Here is a 20,364-nt window from a genome sequence, read left to right on the forward strand (position 1 = left end):
GCAAAGCTATAGCAAGATTATCTTCGCGAATAAAAAACTACTTTTCCTGACACTAATTTGATTAATGTTATACCAGGTCGCGGCATAAAAAACCCAGCCCGGTTACCAGATTAACAACAATAGCAGGCGCTACATCGCAGCCTTCGATTCGTAGTACCTTGTCGCAATCCTCCAGGTCGATACTGATCCGGCATTCCGGAAATTCAGAACGGAGCAACGCGATAACGGTACCGGCCTGCCGGGCGCTGCTGATGTTTGTACCCCAAACCTCTACCGTTACCGTTCGCATCCTGCTGATTTTATTGCTGAGGCTGATAATTAATCATCCATTGTACACCGAACTGATCTGTAAGCACGCCGTAGTAGGCTCCCCAAAACATATCCTGCATAGGCATCGTTTGCTGTCCACCTTCAGACAAGGCATTAAAGATACTGTCTGCATCTTCGCGACTATCCGGGCAGAGGCACAGAAAGGAGTTGTTGCCCATGTTCAGTTTAAAGCCCATGGATTCCGGTGCATCCGTACCCATTAAAACGTTGTTGCCAATTGGCAGTGCAATATGCATAATCATATTACGGGTATCTTCGGGTAGTTTGTCTGCGTCGGGGTTATCGCTGAAGCGTTGCAGCATGGCAAATTCGCCCCCGAGTATAGATTTATAGAAATTGAATGCTTCTTCGGTATTGCCTGCGAAGTTTAAATACGGGTTGATGAACATCGTTGTAAGGTTTATAGTATTAATGGTTATGCTTTTCTGAAAGGCTGGTAAATTTTATGGTAGTAAATGTAAGAAACCAGTAAGACGGCAAACACCACTACCGGCATAATGATAAAGCTGGTTTGGCTACCCATGGCAATGTTGGCAATAAAGGCCGAAATAATAGAGATGCCAAAACCTACGTAGGCCCATTCTTTGAAACGGGCAGGAATAAATGGCAGTATCAGTAACAAGCCGCCGATAATCTTGCCGATAGAAAGTTCGATACGGAAATAATCCGGGAAGCCCATGTGAGCGACACCTTGTTTTGCCATTTCAGAGTTAAAGGTTAACGCCGGCATTACCGAATCAAAAAGGAAGAAAATACTGGTAAATACCCAGTAGATCACTTTGTCTCTGGTGGGTACTTTTTCTACAGTTAAAGTTGTCATGCTGTAAAGTTGAAGTGATGGTTATTTAGTTTCTATAATGGAAAGTATATTATCAGAAGGGTCTTTAAACCAGGCGATCAGTGGCCCACCACCTCTGAAGATATGGTCTTTATCTGTCTTCAGGTATTCGTCGTCATAACTTTCAAAATGCACTCCCTCGCTTTTTAACGCACTTACGGTTTCTGCAATATGCTGAACAGGGAAGTTAAGAATAGTAAAGGTGGCGGGCACGTGGTTGGGTTTTGCATAGAGCAGTATATGTGTGCCGCCCTCTACATGCAGAAATAATGTTCCCGGCATGCCGCCATCCTCGACAACCAGTCCTAATACATCCTGGTAAAAATGCTTCGCCTGCACGGCATCATGCACAGAAAACCCGCTGAACGCTTTAATATGTGTTAACATGATTTCTTCTGGATTGATAACTGGTTATACAAAGCTATGTGCAAAAGGCGGTATCCGCAGGGTGTAATTACGACATACTGGGGGTTGATTGCGAAAGATGCTTTAGCTAACTTTATGATTATGAAACACGTCACCATACTGATTCCCCAGGGAACCACCAGCCTTAGTAATATCGAAGGTACCTACCAGATCTTTAACGAGGTGAATAGCTTTATGGCGATGATGGGCAAGCCGCCCTTATTTGAGATCCACCTGGCGGGTGGTAGTGCAGAGGCGTCGCAGCGCAACGGCCTTTTTACCATAAAGCCCCATTTAAATGTAAAGGATATTGCCAAAACCGATCTGGTAATCATCCCGGCGGTACACGGCGACCAGCAAAAAGTGATTGAAAGTAATGCCGAACTGCTGCCCTGGATAGTGGAGCAATATAAAGGCGGTGCAGAACTGGCTTGCTTTTGCCTGGGTGCGTTCTTTCTGGCGGCAACCGGTTTGCTAAAAGGCAAGCAGTGCGCTACCCATTGGCATTTGGCTCATCAGTTCAGGGCGATGTACCCGGATGTCAACCTGGTAGACGATAAGATCATGACGGAAGACGACGGCATTTACAGCAGTGGCGGCGCGTATTCATACCTGAACTTGGTGGTTTACCTGATTGAAAAGTACGCCGGCCGGGATGTAGCTGTGCTTACGGCTAAAACATTCATGATAGATATCGACCGCAGCAGCCAGTCGCCGTTTATGATCTTCCAGGGGCAAAAAATGCACGAGGATGAGCAGATTAAAAAAGCGCAGGAATACATAGAGCATAACTTTGCCGCAAAAATCACGGTTGATGGTTTAGCAGACATGCTGGCCCTGGGGCGCAGAAACCTGGAGCGAAGGTTTAAAAAAGCAACCAGCAATACCGTGGTAGAATACATCCAGCGGGTGAAAATAGAGGCGGCGAAGAAAGGCTTCGAAACCAGCCGGAAAAATATTAACGAGGTGATGTATGAAGTAGGTTATACCGATACCAAAGCTTTCAGAACTATTTTCAGAAAAGTTACCGGCTTATCACCTATAGCATATCGTAACAAATACAATAAGGAAGCGGTTATGCACCAGGCTTCGTAAGCATTTCGAATGCTTTTAGCTGGGTTTTGTTTGCCTTCAACTTCCAGGCATTGATTAGTAAGGGAATCAGCTCTTCATCTGCTATTAACGGAAGCCGCACCAGCACATACGGGTAGTTCTGAAAATGTGGCGTGATGTAGTAAATATCCGGGTTTGCAGCAATCAGGATATCACGGTCGTGGTGATACAAAGACAAGGTTTCGCCATCGGCTTTTAGCAGGCAAAGCAGTTTCTTTTGAATGTAAAAGCCAATATCGCCCAATCTATTGCCCTCCCTTGTTCCGGGGAGTGGTAACAGCGTTTCCCTGATCAGCTTTAATACATTTACCGTCTGATACGCATTCGGCATATAATTACGTTTAATAAAAGTTGCGATTGTGTGGTAATCAGTCTAACTTTCGCTAAAATAAACCAATTAATTTCTGATGAAAAACATTTTAACGTTACTGGTAGCCTCTGCAATTGCTGTTGGCGCATCAGCACAAAACAAATTAACAGCTAAAGAAAAGCGCGCTGGATGGCAGTTGTTGTTTGACGGCACCTCTACCAAAGGCTGGCATACCTATTTAAAGCCCGAAGCAACCGAGGCATGGAAAGTAGTGGACGGCTCGCTGACACTTGACCCTAAAGCTTCAGGCCAGGGCGACCTGGTGACGGATAACGAATATGAAAACTACGACCTCTCTGTGGAGTGGAAGATTTCTGAAACAGGCAACAGCGGAATCATATTTGGCGTTCATGAAGATCCATCATTCGGGCAAACCTATTTAACCGGTATCGAAATGCAGGTATTGGATAACAAGGGTGCTGACGATAATAAAAAAGCCAGCCACCTTGCCGGATCGCTTTATGATATGAAAGCACCGGCTAAAGATGTAGCCAAACCTGCAGGTGAGTGGAACTTAGCCCGCATCCTTAAAAAAGATGGGCAGCTTACCTTCTGGTTGAACGGTACAGAAATTATCAACGTGAAAATGGGCAGCCCCGAGTGGCAGGAACTGCTGAACAACAGCAAGTTTAAAACCTGGAAAGGTTTTGCAGCTTATCCGAAAGGTAAGATTGCCTTGCAAGACCACGGACATGAAGTTTCTTTCCGGAATATCAAGATCCGGACTAACGTATAAACCCGATAGCCACAAGTTTTATATATGAGCCGTAACGGAGCCTGTGCTTTCTGTTACGGCTTTTATTTTGCGGCTGCCAATCAGCAGGATGATTACCGATAGCAGACAGGTACCAAACATCATGGCAGCGATAGGAAGGTCGGTTTGTAGGCCTAAGAAACCTACCAGGCCGGAGATCAGTCCGGAAACGCCGATCATGATAAAACCCATCAGCGCTGCAGCGCTGCCTACGTTGTGCTCGAAAGGAGCGAGGGCTAACGCCGAACCATTAGGATTGATCATGCCGCAGCAAGAAAGAATGATAAAGAACAGAATAACGGTAGTTACAATGCCAAACCAGTTATTGAGCGCCCCTATAATGAAAACGGTGCAGGTAACTATTTGTACCAGTAATGCCGTTTTGAAGATCTGCTGCGATTTGAACTTTTTTAACAGGTAAACATTCAATTGGCTGCTGCCGATAAAGCCTACTGCCAGCAAGGTAAACAGTAAGCCGAACTGGTTGGTAGTGAGTTTAAAAACATCCATCATAATCACTGGTGCCCCCGCCAGGTAAATAAACAGCGAACTGAACGAGAACGTACCCGCCAGGTTATAGGTAATAAACTGCGGATTGCGCAGAATAGAAAAAAAGGTGGTTAAAATGGGCACAGGGTGTAAAGACACCGACGGGTCTGCCGCGCGACCGGCAGGCAGATAGAAAAATACCAGTGCGATCAGGATAACAGCGAATATAGCCAGCATGACAAACACCCATTGCCAGCCCAGAGAATCCGCAATAAAGCCACCTAACGTTGGTGCAATCAGCGGCGAAATACCAATAATCAGGATCAATAGCGAAAATATGCTGGCGCTTTCGTCGACAGAGAAGAAATCGCGCACCATGGCGTACGATGCGGTTGCGGCAACACCACCGGTTAAGGCCTGTAAGAACCGGAAGATGATAAGTGCGTTAACAGAGGTGGCAGACATACAGCCCACGCAGGCGAGGGTATAAGCAATCAGCCCGAAATAAAGCGGACCTTTCCGCCCAAAGCGGTCTACCAGCGGCCCGTAGCTGATCTGCCCGATGGCCAGCCCGATAAAGTAGCTGGACATGGAAAGGGATATTTTAGCTGAAGTACTATGCAGGTGACTGGCGATCTGCGGGAACGCCGGTAGATAAAAATCGATGGAAAAAGGATCGAGCGTGGCCATCAGGCCAAGTATAAAGATTAGAAAAGCCCTGTTAATTAAGGGCTTCGTCGGTTCCGTCGCGGCGTCTGTCATGGGTAGCTATTTGTACGCGAAGATACTACCAATTAAAGTACTTGAATTGTCAAATCACGACAATATAAGGGGTAAGCTACGACAGACTGGTTATTTACTTTACCTTGGTTAACACCTGGTTGATGGTCAGTTTTTCCTGCGTACCGCTTTCCATGTACTTAAAGGTAAGCAAGCCGCTTTCTATTTCATCACTGCCGATCACAATCACATAGGGTACACCTTTGTTGTTGGCGTAATCGAACTGCTTTTTAATTTTGGTACCGGCAGGGTACAGTTCTGTATTGATGTTTTCTGCACGGAGTTGTTGCAGTAATGGCAAGGCGTACTCTTCGCCGGCCTTATCAAAGCAGCAGATCAGCACACGGGTGGTTTGGGCGACAGAATCGGGGAACAGGTTTAATTCCTGCAGCACATCGTAGATCCGGTCGGCACCGAAAGAAATGCCTGCACCGGTTAGGCCTTTTAAGCCGAACATGCCCGTCAGGTCGTCATAACGGCCTCCGCCGCCAATGCTGCCCATAAACGTTTCGTTGGTTTTTACTTCGAAGATGGCGCCGGTATAGTAATTTAAACCACGTGCCAGGGTAATATCCAGATCAACCGTAGCGCGTTGCAATTTGCAGCGGTTAACATATTCAAATATGGTTTCCAGTTCTTCGCAACCTTTTAAACCAATGGTTGATGCAGACAGGATATAGCGAAGTTTGTTCAGCTTTTCATAGTTAGATCCTTCCAGCAGGATGATCGGCTCCAGTTTGTCCACATCTTCCTGGGTAAAGCCCTTGCTCAACAATTCGTTCACCACGCCGTCCATCCCAATCTTGTCCAGCTTATCGATGGCAACCGTCATGTCGACAATCAGTTCCGGCTTGCCGATAATCTCTGCTATCCCCGAAAGGATCTTACGGTTATTGATCTTGATGGTAAAATCCTTCAAACCGAGGGTAGACAGGGCTTCGTCATAGATCAGGATAAATTCTGCCTCGTTCAGCAGCGAGTCTGAACCCACTACATCAGCATCGCACTGGTAGAACTCGCGGTAGCGGCCTTTCTGTGGTCGGTCTGCCCGCCAAACCGGCTGCACCTGGAAACGCTTGAACGGGAAAGTAATTTCGTTCTGGTGCATTACCACGTAGCGGGCAAAAGGTACGGTCAAATCGTAGCGAAGGGCTTTTTCAGAGATGGAGGATGTTAATTGATTTGAATTACGGGCGTCAAGCGCAGCGCTGTCAGCTTTAGAAAGAAAATCGCCGCTATTTAAAATCTTGAAGATCAGTTTATCACCTTCATCGCCATATTTACCGGTCAGGGTGCTTAGGTTCTCCATTGAAGGGGTTTCTATCTGCTGGTAGCCGTACTTACGAAAAACACTTTTGATGGTTTCGAAAATATAGTTGCGCCTGGTCATTTCTACGGGCGAAAAATCACGGGTTCCTTTAGGTACAGATGGTTTAATAGCAGCCATGCCGCAAAGATACATTTTTGAAGGAAAGCGAAGATTTAATCCGCCAGGGCATTTTGTGAATGACTGGGCCTGTTGTTACTTCCCCGTCAGCCAGTTCTTTAATCTTTTAACCGGGTCAACTTTTCTTGGCTTGGGCAGGCCATCGTGCGTCAGTTGTTGGTCGTAATGCTGCTGCAATTGCGCAGCGTAGGCTTGTGCGGCTGCGTCGCCGTTTTTAAGCTGCTCAATAAAAGGCAATACCCGGCTGTTCAACGCACTGTTTTCAGAAACGGTAAAATAGGCGCTTCGCGGAATTTGATTTTCGTTCTTGTTGATTTGCGGGTTGCCGTTCTCGGCAAAGTAATCTACCTGGTAAATCTCCGGGTTTAGCCTTTTCAACCGTTTGGTACCTTTGCGTTCGTTCCGCCAGGGATGTTCGTTTTTAGGCAACTGTTGCAGCAGAAATTCGCGGTCCCAAATCGTCATCTGGTGCGACATCAGGTAGTCCGATTGTTCATTATCCAGCCTGCTTATGGTAAAACCTTCAACTTGCCAGTCGGTAGGCCTGGTTTTATACACCTCGGCACTAGTCAGCTTTACCTGCTTCCAATTGTGCTGTTGAATCAGGAGGAGTAGTTGCTCAAAAAAGGCTGCGTTTACCGTTGCACTTAACCACATGTCCTCTTGCATATAAATCACATACCGTTCTTTGATCTGCTCGCGTAGTAATAACGCCAACCTGTCCGACCATTCGCCTTTACCGGAACGGATGTTTTCAAACCCAGGTATGTCTGCCTGCAGTTCTTCCGTTGCGAAGTAATAGTTGCAGGGGATGCTTTTATCCCAGTACCTGTCAAAAAAATAGGCAAAGCCCGGATATAAAAAGCTGTAGCGGTCGCAAGCGTGAACCAACAAGGCAAAATCGGCAGACTTTTTTCCGAGCATCATAAACAGTAAGCAAAAATACAATTAGCTTCGCAAAGCTAATTACAATTAGATGTCGTCGCACCATATCGTCCGCGAAAAACAAGAACCCGCACTGCTTGCGCTGTCGCTGACAGATTTTTCGTTCGAACACTTAGGGCAATTACTGGAGTGGAGCCCGACCGTAATCGCGACTGATGATACCTTTCACTATTTTACAGCTAACGACATTAAGGTTGATTGGCTGATCACTTCAGAAGAAGCAGACCAATCACAACGAAATATCAGGGTCATTGCGCGAGATGCAGATCCGCTGAATGATGCATTGTCCATCCTGGTTCAGGAGGGTTACCCGGCAGTAAATATTGTTACCGATGAAATGCCATTACTGCAAGCTTACGCAGCTTATCTTTCTCAGATCAACCTGGTGTTTTACACCTCAACAGAAAAGATCTATCCGGTAAAACCAGGTTTCGAAAAGTGGAAGGCAGCGGGTGAAATGATCAGGTTACTGTCGCCTGTTGATAACCTGGTAGTTTCGGGGTTGAAAAAGATAGATGAGGATCATTATCAAACGGTGGCGGATGGCTTTTTCAGTCTCAACTTTTCAGCTGAATTTATTTTCATCGCCGAGAAAATCTGAGTGTACGAATTACGTTAACTATTTTATAATTTGCGATTCGCATCCAACGCAGGACCTCACCCTAACCCTCTCCAAGGGAGAGGGAATTTAAGTCCTCCCCTGCCGGGGAGGATTTAGGAGGGGTTATGCTACGGTGTTAGCTTTAACTAACGATTATAAATTAGCTTATCTTAAATAGTAGTGTTGATTGAACTATTACTACAGTTTACGTTAACTATTTTATAATTTGCGATTCGCATCCAACGCTTCAATTAAATCATGAGAAAGATCTACCTGCTTGCGCTCTGTAGCTTGTCGGCCATGCTGACACAAGCACAGCCAGCCAAAAAAATCGCTATTATTCCAGAACCTGTCGAGATACAGGAGAACGCCGGTAAGTTTATTTTGCCGCATACCGTTATCATTAAAGCTACTACCGGCAAAGAGGTTGAACCAGTTGTTGACTACCTTAGAAAAAGGCTGACAACGGCGACAGACCTTACGGTTACTTCGCGGCCGTCATCTGCGCTTTTCAGCATCAAACTGCTGTTAAATAATTCGGATGATGTGGTGATTGGCCAGGAGGGCTACCACCTGAGCGTGACCAAAAACCATGTGATCATTACAGCCAACAAACCGGCCGGACTTTTTTACGGTGTGCAAACGCTGATGCAATTACTGCCGAAAGAAATTGAAAGCCAGACACCGGTTAAACAGACCTGGGAAATACCTTGCGTAACCATTACAGATTATCCGCGTTTTGAGTGGCGCGGACTGATGTTCGATGTGTCCCGCCATTTCTTTGGTAAAGAAGATGTGAAGCACTACATAGATGATATGGTGCGCTATAAATATAACCTGCTGCACCTGCACCTTACTGATGACGAAGGATGGCGCATAGAAATTAAGAGCCTGCCAAAGCTTACGCAGATTGGTGCTTACCGGGTGTATAAAGTTGGCTATTTCGGCACCTTCTCGCCGCCAGAGCCTAACGAACCGCGCAACTACGGCGGCTTTTATACCCAGGATGATATCCGCGAGCTGGTACAATATGCTAAAGAAAGGTTCGTGAATATCCTGCCTGAAATTGATGTACCCGGCCATAGTTTGGCCGCTATAGCGGCTTACCCTGAACTGGCGAGCACTCCGGATGCGGTGAACTATCATGTCCGCTCGGGTGAACCGATCCGGGACTGGAGCAAAAAGCCGTTCCCTGCGCTGATTGACAATAACCTGAACCCTGCAAGTGAAAACACTTACCAGTTTTTAGATAAAGTAATTACCGAGGTAGCACAGTTGTTCCCGTTCCCTTACATTCACATGGGGGGCGACGAAGCTGCTAAAAACTTCTGGGAGCAAAGCGAGGCGGTTAAGGCATTAATGCAGCGCGAAAACCTGAAGAACCAGGAAGAAGTGCAAAGCTATTTCGAGAAACGGGTAGAGAAGATCGTGGAGTCGAAAGGTAAACGCTTTATGGGCTGGGATGAGATACTGGAAGGCGGACTTGCCCCTAACGCCGCCGTAATGAGCTGGCGCGGGTTGGAAGGCGGCAAAATGGCCGCCCAGCAAAAGCATGACGTGGTGATGTCGCCTACAGATTTTGCTTACTTAGATTACATGCAGGGCGATGTAGCCCTGGAGCCGAAAGTATATGCTACTTTAAGGCTTGCTAAAGCCTACCAGTTTGAGCCCGTACCAGAAGGTGTAGATACAAAATACATCAAAGGCGGGCAGGCTAACCTGTGGACAGAGCAGGTGTATAACATGCGCCATGCCGAATACATGACCTACCCGCGGGCATTTGCCATAGCAGAAGACCTTTGGACCCCTAAAGCCCGTAAAAACTGGAACGATTTCTTTGGCCGGGTTGAGGATCATTTCGAGCGCTTTAAAGTAGCCGATATTAAATATGCGCCAAGTGTTTATGACCCGATCATCACACCAGGGCTTACGCGAACTAATGAAGTACAGGTAACGCTGGCGACAGAAGTTCCCGGGCTGGATATCTATTACACATTCGACAACTCATTTCCGGATAACCATTACCCCAAGTATGAATCGCCATTAGTGGTACCAAAAGATGCCGCCATGTTAAGAATAATCACTTACAGAAACGGGCAACAAATAGGGCGACTGATCACCATACCGGTAACAGACCTGAATAAAAGAGCCGGAAAGAAATAATGAGGAATTATGAAGGGGTTTACAGTGTAGGCCCCTTTTTCATTATAAACCGAGAGGGTAAGTAAAAGCTAAGCGACGTGTTGCTGGCTACTGGTAATGTTTTTCATCTGCTGCTCAACAGCATCGGTAACCCGTTGATTAAGCAAACTTTCAATGGTTTCTATTAGTTGGTCCATGTCGAAAGGCTTTGCTAAGAAAGCATCTGCGCCTGCTTCGAGGGCAGATTTTCCGATATCCTTACCGGCAGAGATCATCAGTACAGGTATTTGCGCAGTCTGTTCGTTGGCTTTTAGCGCACGGCACACGTCGCGTCCGTCAACGCCAGACATCCAGATATCCAGCAGTATCAGGTCCGGATATTGAGCGGGTTCCAGTTTAAGCAGATCATTCCCGTCATAAGTGGAAGTGAAACTGTAACCATAAAAATCAAGCATCATTTCAATGGCGTCCACAATTCCCGGATCGTCATCGGCAACAAAAATTCTCTTAAGCATGTTCGTACAGGTAAACAAATCTATAAAAAAATTAAGTTAAAGAAAAATAATTTACCTTTATTGATCTTGTACCTTAAATGTTCGAATCGAAAAATTGCAGTTAGTTGGAAATATGGTTTTCGAAGTTCTTACTGTACAAACGTCTTTTACAACTTATTGTTTTAAGATTTCCTGGTTATTTTAATCTCGTCGCCTTTTCTGATCAAGCCGCCACCGCTGTGAAGCAAATTCTGCCCGAACATGATCTTGTTATTGTGCCTGCGATAATTGGAAAGTATTTTTAAGGGTTCCGCACCCTTAGCGGCGGTTTGTTGGTCAATGGTGGTCATCACACAACGTGCACAAAGTTTTACGCCAAAAAAGCTGATGCCATTAATTTCGAAGGCTTTCAGCTCATCTTCCTGGTAGGGTTCGCCACCGGTAAATACAATATTGGGTCGAAACCTATCCATCGGAAGCTCATCTCCAAGGCGCTTATTCAGGTCATCCAGCGAAGCCTGGCCGATCAGCAGAAACGGATAGGCATCTGAAAAGGAAGTGATCTCATCATAACGGGCATATCGTTCGTCTACCCTGCGATGGCTATCATCAGGCATGTAGAACAAGCGGCAACGGATAGTCAGGTGTTTGGTAAACCATTCGTCAGCTTCATCGCTTACCCGGGTGGCCCGGCAGCTATCATCCCAAATGGTAACCGTTTCGATATCGGTTGTTTGCGGATGGAAAGGCACCAGTAGCATTTCGTTTTTATAGGTTACCTGCAGGCCATCCTCCGTCAGCTGAAGTTTGAATAAAGCCATTTGCGCATGCTCGCGCTGGGAAAGGAAACGATTATTTTCATCAACCAATAACCAGCGCCTGTCATACTTCAGGCCGCGGTCTGTAACTTCTGCTTCGGTTAATTCAATGCCTCCCAATGATTTGATGGGATAAATAAAGAGTTGGCTTACCTGCAACATAATAGCTAAGATACAGGTGTTTGTTGGAAATTGACGTTACGTCGTTAATTTACGTTTTGTTAAGACGAACGTCATGAAGTGATTGTTCAATTTGTAAGGAAAGGTATTGCAATAAAAAAGGTCGGAAGATTGCACTTCCGACCTCTAACGGCATAAAGCCGTTTTGTTTTTTCATAGATGGTAGAGAATATATATGGTCAGGCTGCCTTTTTAGCGCCCTGGTTGTTGCCTGTTTTATGTTGCGCCTCGCGGAATGCGCGCAGGTCTTTCTGTAAAAGATTTTTTAATTCAATATCAATTGACTTTAGCAAAATCTGTGTGTTGTTTATGGTTTTCATAGTTCGTTGTTTTAAGTTAGTTGTGAAGATATATACGAGAATGATGCCAAAAATTCATCAAGCCTTCATGCAATTTAAAAATGCGGATTTTTATAAGGTGTTATCTGCCTGATTGTATTTTTAAGCATACAGCTTGACTTTAAACTGACTAAAAAATCGACATTTTACATACTTAAAAGTATTTTTTTCTCTCATAAAAAAAGCCGCAGGTTGCGGCTCGTGATAGTTATTCTCAGTGAATTGGATTAATCCTGCGTTACCGGTTCGTGATGGGCATGGCACGCTTCCGCACACCTGGTGCACGCTTCCGCACACAATTGGCAATGCTCCGCGTCGTGCTTACCACATTCTTCTGCGCACATACGGCATATCTCTTCGCAAATAACCAGGTATTGGTGAGCAATGGCCGAGTTTCTTTGAAGCAGCCTTGCTGCCTGGCTGCAAATATCTCCACAATCACGGTCGAGCATAATACAACCCGCCATTTCCTTTACCATTTCTTCGTGAAGACAGGCGGTCGCACAATTCTCGCACGCCAGTACGCAATCCAATAAGGTTTGGATTAATTCCTGATGATGATGTTGCTGTTCCATAATTTTATTATTTGATGTAATAGAACTACCAAAACAGCAGCACGTTGTTTTAGAAAATATGGAATTGTAAACAGGGGATTATTACCAGCCTTTCAGTTTCTTCAGATACGCGGTAAGTTCAGTTGCAATTTGCCGGTGCTCGCTGGTATCCGGGTGTGTGCCGCAACCATGGTCATAACGTTTGTTGAAGAAGTAATGGCTGACGTGCTGATCGCCATGATTGCGGTAATAGTTATTTACTGCTTCCATGTACTTTTTTAACGCGTTGTTCAATTCTTCATTGCCCATTGGGCTATTCAGGCAAACGATGTCTGCTTTAGGATAGTACTGTCGCAGCTTATCAATGAACAGTATATAAGCTTTGCAAAAAGCAACCGAGTCCTGTATTCCGTCGTTCTGCCCAAGGCAAACGGTTACCACGTCCGGCTGGTACTTTTTAAAGTCCCATTTAAGTGAATCGTTACTGAAATTAACACGATCATAAACATCGGACATGGTTTGCTTCATCCCGCAGCAACTGTGCATTAACCCGATGCCAGAGACTGCCGAAATATGATATTGTGCAGAAAGGTTTCGCGCCGTTACCGCGCCATAACTTAACCAGGCGTTATGCTGGTCGTACCATTGGCCTGTACCGCAAGGTGTACTAAGGTCTGATGCGCTGCCACAAGTGATGGAATCGCCGATGTATTCAATCTTTCGAAGGGGTGCTGCGGGAGGCGGTAATAAAGCTTCGCAGTTAATCCCGGTTAATGCTACATAGCCAATAGCCGCTTCCGTGTCTTTACAGATGATTACGGTATGCTTGCCATTGGTAAGGTTATTTGCAATTTTTAGGGTATCGTGTTTTGTTGTGGTCTTTATCCGTGAGGCTTTGCCGTCCACCACTATTTCCAGGTAGTTGTGTGTAGTGCCATACAGTTCTTCATCGTCCAGTAACACCTCGCAATCTTTGCCCTGAAAATTAAAAACAATATAAGCGCCAGGCGCCCAGAGCCTTGGTCTTGCAGGGTTAGAAAAATCGGCCCGACCGAAATACTGAACGCGGTTATCCGTCGGTGAAAAAGTTTGCACCGCAGTTCTTGCGTTAGCATTACAGAACAGTGCTGCAAATAGCAGCGGTATAAAAAGTAACTTAATCATGTTTCAGTAAAGCTAAAGCTTTCTGAAATCATATGGCGTATATTCTACTTCGTCGGCTACCTTTACCCGTAAGCTGATCACCTTGCCGTTCTGAACCGTGAATGGGAAAATAGCTTTGCCGAATACCGGATCAGAGAAGGTGATATAAAAGCGGTTGCCGCCCAAGGGTTGCGCACGGGCAAACATCCGTGGATGATGCTCAAAACGGATCTCCAGGTCGTTATTATCTCCTTTGGTCACGGTCAGTTTACCGTACAGGTCATTCACGTATTCGCCGGTATATTTATTTAAAGAAAGTTCAGGCTTTAGGTTCATAGCGACTGAATCGCGCATTTTGGCAGCGTTTTGCAAATCTTCATTATATCTGCTTTTGAACATCGCCAGGTATTTGTCGCTGTAATTATAGTAAGGCCTTTTCAAAAAGGCATCGAGGATTTCCCAGCGAAGTGCTTCATAGAGATAGTTTTGATCGCTGTTTGTCAGGATCACAATACCCAGGTTTTCTGAAGGTAGCAGCGTAACCGAACTCACAAAGCCATTCACACCACCGTCATGCATTACCAAGCGTTTGCCCGCATAATCCTGTAAAACCCATCCTAACCCATACAATTCGTAATAGGTATCACCATTTAAACGGGTACTGCTGCCAACAATATCCTGTGCCTGCCGCGTGGTAGCGATCGCTGCCGCGGGAATCACCTGCCTGGCACCTACTTTGCCGTTATCCAGTAAGGCCATCATCCATTTGTTCATATCACTCGCGCAAGAACTGATGCTGCCTGCCGGGGCCAGGTTATCTATCTGCGGTAAGGGAATGGCAATCAGCCGACCGTCAGAAAGGGTGTGCGCCGCCGCTTTGTTGATCTGTTTGGTGAGGTCGGCACTTAACGCGATACTGTAGCCCATGCCTAAAGGCGCAAAGATGGTTTCCTTCAGGTATTCTTCCCAGCTTTTACCGGTCACTTTTGGGATCACTTCGCCTGCAGTTAAGAAAGCGGCGTTGGTATATCCCCACGTGGTACGGAAAGGATAGAGCGCTTTTACATGGCTCATCTTTTCAATCACTTCTGCCCGGTTCAGGTTGCTGGTCCAGTAGGTAAAATCACCCTGGAAGGTACCAAAGCCCAGGCGGTGGCAAAGCAGGTCGCGAAGGGTAACCAGATGCGTAACCTGGTTGTTTTCAAGTTTGAAATTTGGAAGATATTTAGTTACCGGGTCATTCAGCGATAACTTCTTTTGCTGCTCCAGCGTGGCCAGCATGGTAGCGGTAAAAGCCTTGGTATTACTGCCGATCATGAAGAGCGTGTTCTGGTCTACTTTAGAAGGCACACCTAATTCTTTAATGCCGTAGCCCTTCATTAGTACTATCTTCCCGTCTTTTACAATGCCTACTGCCACCCCCGGGATGCGCCAGTTGGTAAGCGCCCGGTTGATGTAATTATCCAGGCTGTCTGGAATAAATTTATTGCGGTTGATGTGTTGTGCCTGAACACCTGACGAAAGGCATAGCATCAGCCCTAAAAAAATCGAGTAACCTTTTTTCATCCCGGCTTATATTTTCTGATATTTACCCATCACTTTAAAACTGTAATAACACAGTATCTTATTACTTGATCTATGAAGATTAAACTTTTTTGTTTCGGCAAGCTGCTTGGAACCGCCTTTTTTCTGCTTGCGATTATGCATTCTGCATCTGCCCAGTTCGGTGGCACCCAGTGGACGCCAGACGGCTATCATTACTATAGCAACGAAAATGGCGGCATTGTTAGTATAGACGCCCGCGACGGGAAACAAACAACCGTATTAAGCAAAGCGAAACTGCATTTGAAGGGCAAAGATACATTAGAGATCCGACGTTTCTCTGTATCGCAGGACGGTCAGAGAATTTTAATCGCCAGTAACACTAAACGGGTGTGGCGCTACGATACCCGTGGCGATTACTGGTATTATAACCTAAAGACCGGCGCCCTTAAAAAGTTGGGTGCAGGCCGTCCAGTAGCATCGCTAATGTTTGCAAAAATTTCGCCCGACGGTAATAAAGTAGCTTATGTAAGCGAGCATAACCTTTTTACAGAAGATTTAAACAGCGGCGTGATAAAACAATTGACTACTGATGGCAGCCGTAGGCTGATCAATGGTACTTTCGATTGGGCTTATGAAGAAGAGTTTGACTGCCGCGATGGCTTCCGCTGGTCGCCGGATAGCAAGAATATTGCCTACTGGCAAATAGATGCCCGCAAGATCCGCAATTACCTGATGCTGAACACTACCGACTCTGCCTATTCGTACAATGTGCCGGTAGAATACCCTATCGCCGGTACAGACCCAAGCTCGTGCCGTGTTGGTGTGGTAAACGTAAGTACGGGTAAAACCACCTGGATGAAAGTTCCGGGCGACCCGGTTCAGCACTACATTCCCCGGATGGAATGGGCCGCAAATTCAAATGAGCTGATCTTGCAGCAATTGAACCGCGCGCAAAATGAAAGTAATATTATGGTTTGCAATATTTCTAACGCAACTGTTAGGAATATTTGGACGGATAAAGATAAAGCCTGGGTTGACGCGAAAGACAACGCCATCGGCTGGGAATTTGTAGACCATGGTAAATCTTTTATCTGGGCGAGTGAAAAAGACGGTTGGCGCCACCTTTACCGCATTAACCGAGACGGGCAGGAAAAACTGCTTACCAAAGGCAATTATGACGTAATCAGCGTTACGCTGATCGACGAAGCAGGTGGTTATATTTATTTTGCTGCTTCGCCAGAGAATGCTACGCAATCTTACCTGTATCGCGTTAGCATCAACGGCAGTGAAACGCCTGATCGGATCACCCCAATGGACCAGCCGGGCACGCATAGTTACGAGCTATCGCCGAACGGCAAGCTGGCAATCCATAATTTCTCTAATATTTATACCCGCCCTGTCAGCGAAATTATCAATCTACCGCAGCACCAGCATATCGCGGGCGGCACAATCAAGGTTGATCCCGCTACCGCTAAAACCAAAACCGAGTTTTTCAAAGTAAAAACAAGCGATGGTGTAGAGATGGACGGCTGGATGGTAAAGCCTAATAATTTCGATCCGACAAAGAAATACCCTATCGTATTTTATGTTTATGGCGAACCTGCCTCGCAAACGGTTACTGACCGGTATGGCGCTTCTAACAACCGCCTGTACAAAGGCAGCATGGCAGAAGATGGTTATATCTATGTTTCTTTAGATAACCGCGGCGCACCGGCTCCTAAAGGCCGCGAATGGCGTAAGGCTATTTATCGCAATATCGGCACGCTGAATATCCGGGACCAGGCGATGGCTGCTAAAGAGATCTTGAAAAGGCCTTATGTAGATACCAGCCGCGTAGCGGTTTGGGGTTGGAGCGGTGGTGGATCATCCACCCTTAACCTGTTGTTCCAATACCCGGATATTTATAAAACAGGGATTGCCGTGGCAGCAGTTGGCAACCAGTTAACTTATGATAATATTTACCAGGAACGCTACATGGGCGTACCGATCGACGAGCAAAGCCGTTCTTACTTTATCAAAGGTTCTCCGGTAACGCACGCGAAAAATTTGCGCGGTAATCTGCTATACATTCATGGTACGGGCGATGACAATGTTCATTATGCTAATGCCGAGCAGTTGATCAACCAATTGGTGAAATATAATAAGCAGTTTCAACTAATGTCATACCCTAACCGTACGCATAGCATACGCGAGGGCGAAGGCACCACAGAACATTTGCGTACACTGTATACCCAATACCTGCGCGAGCACTGCCCTCCGGGAGGCAGATAAGCTATTGTCGATCCTTTTTAGCGAACGCCTTCTTATAGCTGCATTAAAAACAGTTATAAGAAGGCGTTTTTGTTTTAAAAACGATAACTATTTAAGCCAGACGGATTTTTACTTCTAAAAGTTGTTTTTTTGCGGGGAATTTCCTATCTTCAAGCAACTTAAACCCAACCTTATGCCAAATCAAAATCTTACACCCGACCAGGCCGCAGGCCTTAATCTGGTTAAAACGTTGATCGTCCCTAACGGAGATCCAACTACTATTCTTAACCAGCCTATTTTGAAAGTTATTGTTAATGGTAACTACACCGATGCTGTTTCAAATGCCGATACCGCTGCGATTGGTGCGCCAATAGTAGGCCGGCATGTCATTTGGTTTCAGAATGGTGTACCTACCAGTCTTCAAGCCAGCCTTGCAACTGGCAGTCTGGTTAATGTGCAGGCTTTCTCGCTAACAGTTAATAACCATGTTGCTGACAGGGTTTTAACTACTGAAGATGCTGATTATGTACGTATGGAAACGGCATTTGACAGAGCTGGGCAATGAAAAAAATTATACTATTTACCTTCCTGGCAATCATTGGTGGGTCGCTCCGTGCGCAGTTATTAACCGTGCGCGAAACTTCAAAAAACGCGACAGATACCTTAAGCTTTAAGGATGTACCCATTGTTGATATCAATGGCAGTCTATCGGTGCAAATAAAGAAGGGAGATCTGTTGCTGAAGATTCCGCAGGTGGCCCAGTCAGACCCGCAACGGACCGCACGTTTAAAGGCGTTGTTATTCATCCTGCAATCGGAGCAGGAACTTTTGCGGCAGTTAAGCATCCCGGCGGCGATGGGCAAGCCAGACCTTGTTCAGCTGAAATCTTTTTCTACATTGATGATCGAGTTTTTAGGCCGGGTACAACAATATCCTTCTATTCGTCAGGATGTGAATAAGCTGGCGATAGAATTTGGGGCGAAATACCGTGATAACAGCCTGGATAAGTCGGCTTTTCCCAATGCGCAGACTTACGTAATTAAAAACCTCTCAAAAATTACTGATACGCTGATTACCGGCTTACAATCGTCGGCGGGTGCAAGCAATGTTAGCATTCAGTTGAAGGCATTTTTAAACACCAAAAAAGAAAATGCAATAAAGGTTCATGTCGAAAATTTTGACAACTACAGCGCTGGTGAATATTATGAAGTGCCGCGCTGGGTGACGTCTTTTTCGCAAAGCGATATCCAGCAGTACAACCAAATGGCAGATGTCAGTGCCACGCTTAATACCATGCTGAATTCAAAGCTGAGCGATATTGTTAAAGGGCTGGCAGATTCTGTTAAAAGCTATCAGTGTTTTAACGAGCTTTTAACCAGCGTACAAACTCAGGCAGCAACTATAAGCGGGCAGGCCAATGCAGATGTCAGTACGTTTGTGCAAACGTCAGAACAAAATTTAAAAGATCTGGTCAGTGCCCTACAGGCAATAAAGAACCCGGGCAATGTGACCGGGCTTAACGGATTGCAGGTTTTTAACCAAACGGTAAATAATCTGTTAACCGTCGCCTCGAACTTTAAAGCATCTGTAACCGCGCTCCGGCAACAGGTGAATCAGCAGGTGATCAATGCTGATCCGGCTTTAAGGAGCATTAACAGCCAGTTTGATAACTGCACACAGCTGTTGCAAAAAGATATTCAGACCGCCACCGCTGTGTATAACACCGTTACAGGCTTGTTCAAACCGTTTCAAAATACGGCAAGCCAGGTACAACAAGTTACCGGTGCAGCATTTGACCTGACGATCAACAAACTGCCAGAATTTGGCTATATCGATCTTAAAACTACCGGCCAGCGCGAGAATGGGGACGAACTGGAAATAAAACTGATCTACCGCACCAGCGATGATATCGCGCAGAATAAACCAGGTACTACCTTACGATTAGTAGACATCGAGCTTCAGCAGATTAACTTTTATTCAGAAACCAACATCGGGGTGATATTAGCACGGCCGTTTAACAACAGCGCTGATGTAAAATTAAGCAGGCAATTCCAGTTTGCACCTGCCGGAAGCTTGCTGCTAAAGTTCGGCAGCCGAAAATCCCGCTTGTGGAATAGCCTCAGTCCGGGTATTGGTTTCAACGTATCCACACCAGATTTTAACCTGGATGGTTCGCCTGATGTAAGCTACGGCGGGGTGATTACCTTGTTCAGAAATGTGCTGAGTGCGGGGCTTTCTTACAATACCAAAACCAGCAGCCCGTTCTGGTTCTTTGGTTTATCCTTGCCATTTGCTACGCTCGGCTTGCCGATTGGCAACGTTCAGACGACGAAATAATGCGGTTATTAAAAAAGCCTGTCTAGATATGATCCGGACAGGCTTTTTTATACGGTTTGGTTAGTACTTTAAAACGGCAGATCGTCTTCGGTATTTGTTGTACTGAAATCGTCGTTAGTTTCTACTGTTTTGGTCCCGTTCTTTGCATCGTTGTCGAAGTCACTTTTGCGGCCCAACATGGTGAAGTTTTCGGCTACAATTTCAGTAGTATACTTTTTCACGCCTTCCTTATCTTCAAAAGAACGCGTACGAAGTTTTCCTTCAATGTAAACCAGTTTTCCTTTTTGTAAATACTTTGAAGCTACATCTGCTAATCCGCGCCACATCACAATGTTGTGCCATTCTGTTTGCTCGACCCGTTTGCCGTCTTTATTAAAGGTTTCAGAAGTAGCAAGGGGAAAACTGGCAACAGCCACGCCTCCTTCCAAATACCTTATTTCCGGGTCTTTACCAAGGTGTCCTACAAGAATTACCTTATTTATTCCTGACAT

22 protein-coding genes are annotated in these 20,364 nt (G+C 45.7%); 7 read left to right on the plus strand and 15 right to left on the minus strand.

Annotated elements, in window-relative coordinates:
• Positions 1-67: 67 nt before the first annotated feature.
• From MUY27_RS01085 to MUY27_RS01100, 4 genes are read right to left on the minus strand one after another with little or no spacing between them, the layout of a single operon-like run.
• Positions 68-289: a hypothetical protein gene (locus MUY27_RS01085; protein ID WP_245128115.1), complete on the minus strand. Its 222-nt coding sequence runs from the start codon at positions 287-289 to the stop codon at positions 68-70.
• Positions 290-299: 10 nt separating this feature from the next.
• A complete protein-coding gene (locus tag MUY27_RS01090) occupies positions 300-719 on the minus strand; it encodes a VOC family protein (protein ID WP_245128116.1) in 420 nt (139 codons plus the stop codon).
• Between the two features lie 26 nt (positions 720-745).
• The gene (locus MUY27_RS01095) at positions 746-1,150 is read right to left on the minus strand and encodes a DoxX family protein (RefSeq protein ID WP_245128117.1); all 405 of its coding nucleotides are present in this window, start codon (positions 1,148-1,150) and stop codon (positions 746-748) included.
• Between the two features lie 21 nt (positions 1,151-1,171).
• A complete protein-coding gene (locus tag MUY27_RS01100; RefSeq protein WP_245128118.1) occupies positions 1,172-1,555 on the minus strand; it encodes a VOC family protein in 384 nt (127 codons plus the stop codon).
• Between the two features lie 36 nt (positions 1,556-1,591).
• Between MUY27_RS01100 and MUY27_RS01105 the strand changes: the two genes are divergently transcribed.
• The gene (locus MUY27_RS01105) at positions 1,592-2,668 is read left to right on the plus strand and encodes a GlxA family transcriptional regulator (RefSeq protein WP_338042641.1); all 1,077 of its coding nucleotides are present in this window, start codon (positions 1,592-1,594) and stop codon (positions 2,666-2,668) included.
• Here the strand turns inward: MUY27_RS01105 and MUY27_RS01110 are convergent.
• Complete coding sequence (locus MUY27_RS01110; RefSeq protein WP_245128119.1) at positions 2,649-3,017, minus strand: hypothetical protein; 369 nt, start codon at positions 3,015-3,017, stop codon at positions 2,649-2,651. The two genes, MUY27_RS01105 and MUY27_RS01110, sit on opposite strands and share 20 nt — an antisense overlap.
• A gap of 76 nt (positions 3,018-3,093) precedes the next feature.
• Here MUY27_RS01110 and MUY27_RS01115 point away from each other — a divergent pair, with 76 nt between their 5' ends.
• Entirely contained in the window at positions 3,094-3,792 is a 699-nt protein-coding gene (locus tag MUY27_RS01115) for a 3-keto-disaccharide hydrolase (protein WP_245128120.1), read from the plus strand.
• 18 nt (positions 3,793-3,810) lie between these two features.
• Here the strand turns inward: MUY27_RS01115 and MUY27_RS01120 are convergent, their stop codons facing one another.
• The 3 genes from MUY27_RS01120 to MUY27_RS01130 form a co-directional block, all read right to left on the minus strand.
• Complete coding sequence (locus MUY27_RS01120; protein WP_245128121.1) at positions 3,811-5,061, minus strand: multidrug effflux MFS transporter; 1,251 nt, start codon at positions 5,059-5,061, stop codon at positions 3,811-3,813.
• Between the two features lie 94 nt (positions 5,062-5,155).
• Positions 5,156-6,526: a histidine--tRNA ligase gene (hisS, locus tag MUY27_RS01125; protein ID WP_245128122.1), complete on the minus strand. Its 1,371-nt coding sequence runs from the start codon at positions 6,524-6,526 to the stop codon at positions 5,156-5,158.
• A gap of 75 nt (positions 6,527-6,601) precedes the next feature.
• A complete protein-coding gene (locus tag MUY27_RS01130) occupies positions 6,602-7,453 on the minus strand; it encodes a hypothetical protein (protein WP_245128123.1) in 852 nt (283 codons plus the stop codon).
• Positions 7,454-7,502: 49 nt separating this feature from the next.
• Between MUY27_RS01130 and MUY27_RS01135 the strand changes: the two genes are divergently transcribed.
• The gene (locus tag MUY27_RS01135; protein ID WP_245128124.1) at positions 7,503-8,072 is read left to right on the plus strand and encodes a thiamine pyrophosphokinase; all 570 of its coding nucleotides are present in this window, start codon (positions 7,503-7,505) and stop codon (positions 8,070-8,072) included.
• Positions 8,073-8,330: 258 nt separating this feature from the next.
• Positions 8,331-10,235, plus strand: a complete 1,905-nt coding sequence (locus tag MUY27_RS01140; protein WP_245128125.1) for a beta-N-acetylhexosaminidase — start codon at positions 8,331-8,333, stop codon at positions 10,233-10,235.
• 68 nt (positions 10,236-10,303) lie between these two features.
• Here MUY27_RS01140 and MUY27_RS01145 read toward each other — a convergent pair whose 3' ends face one another.
• The 6 genes from MUY27_RS01145 to MUY27_RS01170 all read right to left on the minus strand — a co-directional run bounded on the left by MUY27_RS01145 (position 10,304) and on the right by MUY27_RS01170 (position 15,307).
• Complete coding sequence (locus tag MUY27_RS01145; RefSeq protein ID WP_245128126.1) at positions 10,304-10,729, minus strand: response regulator transcription factor; 426 nt, start codon at positions 10,727-10,729, stop codon at positions 10,304-10,306.
• 161 nt (positions 10,730-10,890) lie between these two features.
• Positions 10,891-11,688 (minus strand): MOSC domain-containing protein, encoded by a 798-nt coding sequence (locus MUY27_RS01150; protein WP_245128127.1) that lies wholly within the window; start codon positions 11,686-11,688, stop codon positions 10,891-10,893.
• 197 nt (positions 11,689-11,885) lie between these two features.
• Positions 11,886-12,026: a hypothetical protein gene (locus MUY27_RS01155; protein WP_245128128.1), complete on the minus strand. Its 141-nt coding sequence runs from the start codon at positions 12,024-12,026 to the stop codon at positions 11,886-11,888.
• Between the two features lie 245 nt (positions 12,027-12,271).
• On the minus strand, positions 12,272-12,619 hold the full coding sequence (locus MUY27_RS01160; RefSeq protein WP_245128129.1) for a four-helix bundle copper-binding protein: 348 nt from the start codon (positions 12,617-12,619) through the stop codon (positions 12,272-12,274).
• A gap of 81 nt (positions 12,620-12,700) precedes the next feature.
• Positions 12,701-13,762, minus strand: coding sequence for an SGNH/GDSL hydrolase family protein (locus tag MUY27_RS01165; RefSeq protein ID WP_245128130.1), 1,062 nt, complete (start codon positions 13,760-13,762; stop codon positions 12,701-12,703).
• Between the two features lie 12 nt (positions 13,763-13,774).
• Positions 13,775-15,307: a serine hydrolase gene (locus MUY27_RS01170; RefSeq protein ID WP_245128131.1), complete on the minus strand. Its 1,533-nt coding sequence runs from the start codon at positions 15,305-15,307 to the stop codon at positions 13,775-13,777.
• 72 nt (positions 15,308-15,379) lie between these two features.
• Between MUY27_RS01170 and MUY27_RS01175 the strand changes: the two genes are divergently transcribed.
• The 3 genes from MUY27_RS01175 to MUY27_RS01185 all read left to right on the plus strand — a co-directional run bounded on the left by MUY27_RS01175 (position 15,380) and on the right by MUY27_RS01185 (position 19,873).
• A complete protein-coding gene (locus MUY27_RS01175) occupies positions 15,380-17,557 on the plus strand; it encodes a S9 family peptidase (protein ID WP_245128132.1) in 2,178 nt (725 codons plus the stop codon).
• 172 nt (positions 17,558-17,729) lie between these two features.
• The gene (locus tag MUY27_RS01180; RefSeq protein ID WP_245128133.1) at positions 17,730-18,101 is read left to right on the plus strand and encodes a hypothetical protein; all 372 of its coding nucleotides are present in this window, start codon (positions 17,730-17,732) and stop codon (positions 18,099-18,101) included.
• Positions 18,098-19,873 carry a hypothetical protein gene (locus tag MUY27_RS01185; RefSeq protein ID WP_245128134.1) on the plus strand — a complete coding sequence of 592 codons (1,776 nt, stop codon included), beginning with the start codon at positions 18,098-18,100 and terminating at the stop codon, positions 19,871-19,873. Before MUY27_RS01180 ends, MUY27_RS01185 begins: the two co-directional genes overlap by 4 nt.
• Positions 19,874-19,941: 68 nt before the next feature.
• On the opposite strand, the gene MUY27_RS01190 is transcribed toward MUY27_RS01185, so the two are convergent.
• Positions 19,942-20,364: a single-stranded DNA-binding protein gene (locus MUY27_RS01190; protein ID WP_245128135.1), complete on the minus strand. Its 423-nt coding sequence runs from the start codon at positions 20,362-20,364 to the stop codon at positions 19,942-19,944.

Origin of the sequence: Mucilaginibacter straminoryzae (genome assembly GCF_022953055.1) — a bacterium.
GTDB classification, from domain to species: Bacteria; Bacteroidota; Bacteroidia; order Sphingobacteriales; family Sphingobacteriaceae; genus Mucilaginibacter; species Mucilaginibacter straminoryzae.

Excerpts from the sequence above, each read along its gene's own strand:
- MUY27_RS01085 (WP_245128115.1), bottom strand. The coding sequence starts at position 289 with ATGCGAACGGTAACGGTAGAGGTTTGGGGTACAAACATCAGCAGCGCC.
- MUY27_RS01090 (WP_245128116.1), bottom strand. The coding sequence starts at position 719 with ATGTTCATCAACCCGTATTTAAACTTCGCAGGCAATACCGAAGAAGCA.
- MUY27_RS01095 (WP_245128117.1), bottom strand. The coding sequence starts at position 1,150 with ATGACAACTTTAACTGTAGAAAAAGTACCCACCAGAGACAAAGTGATC.
- MUY27_RS01100 (WP_245128118.1), bottom strand. The coding sequence starts at position 1,555 with ATGTTAACACATATTAAAGCGTTCAGCGGGTTTTCTGTGCATGATGCC.
- MUY27_RS01105 (WP_338042641.1), top strand. The coding sequence starts at position 1,592 with ATGTGCAAAAGGCGGTATCCGCAGGGTGTAATTACGACATACTGGGGG.
- MUY27_RS01110 (WP_245128119.1), bottom strand. The coding sequence starts at position 3,017 with ATGCCGAATGCGTATCAGACGGTAAATGTATTAAAGCTGATCAGGGAA.
- MUY27_RS01115 (WP_245128120.1), top strand. The coding sequence starts at position 3,094 with ATGAAAAACATTTTAACGTTACTGGTAGCCTCTGCAATTGCTGTTGGC.
- MUY27_RS01120 (WP_245128121.1), bottom strand. The coding sequence starts at position 5,061 with ATGACAGACGCCGCGACGGAACCGACGAAGCCCTTAATTAACAGGGCT.
- hisS (WP_245128122.1), bottom strand. The coding sequence starts at position 6,526 with ATGGCTGCTATTAAACCATCTGTACCTAAAGGAACCCGTGATTTTTCG.
- MUY27_RS01130 (WP_245128123.1), bottom strand. The coding sequence starts at position 7,453 with ATGATGCTCGGAAAAAAGTCTGCCGATTTTGCCTTGTTGGTTCACGCT.
- MUY27_RS01135 (WP_245128124.1), top strand. The coding sequence starts at position 7,503 with ATGTCGTCGCACCATATCGTCCGCGAAAAACAAGAACCCGCACTGCTT.
- MUY27_RS01140 (WP_245128125.1), top strand. The coding sequence starts at position 8,331 with ATGAGAAAGATCTACCTGCTTGCGCTCTGTAGCTTGTCGGCCATGCTG.
- MUY27_RS01145 (WP_245128126.1), bottom strand. The coding sequence starts at position 10,729 with ATGCTTAAGAGAATTTTTGTTGCCGATGACGATCCGGGAATTGTGGAC.
- MUY27_RS01150 (WP_245128127.1), bottom strand. The coding sequence starts at position 11,688 with ATGTTGCAGGTAAGCCAACTCTTTATTTATCCCATCAAATCATTGGGA.
- MUY27_RS01155 (WP_245128128.1), bottom strand. The coding sequence starts at position 12,026 with ATGAAAACCATAAACAACACACAGATTTTGCTAAAGTCAATTGATATT.
- MUY27_RS01160 (WP_245128129.1), bottom strand. The coding sequence starts at position 12,619 with ATGGAACAGCAACATCATCATCAGGAATTAATCCAAACCTTATTGGAT.
- MUY27_RS01165 (WP_245128130.1), bottom strand. The coding sequence starts at position 13,762 with ATGATTAAGTTACTTTTTATACCGCTGCTATTTGCAGCACTGTTCTGT.
- MUY27_RS01170 (WP_245128131.1), bottom strand. The coding sequence starts at position 15,307 with ATGAAAAAAGGTTACTCGATTTTTTTAGGGCTGATGCTATGCCTTTCG.
- MUY27_RS01175 (WP_245128132.1), top strand. The coding sequence starts at position 15,380 with ATGAAGATTAAACTTTTTTGTTTCGGCAAGCTGCTTGGAACCGCCTTT.
- MUY27_RS01180 (WP_245128133.1), top strand. The coding sequence starts at position 17,730 with ATGCCAAATCAAAATCTTACACCCGACCAGGCCGCAGGCCTTAATCTG.
- MUY27_RS01185 (WP_245128134.1), top strand. The coding sequence starts at position 18,098 with ATGAAAAAAATTATACTATTTACCTTCCTGGCAATCATTGGTGGGTCG.
- MUY27_RS01190 (WP_245128135.1), bottom strand. The coding sequence starts at position 20,364 with ATGTCAGGAATAAATAAGGTAATTCTTGTAGGACACCTTGGTAAAGAC.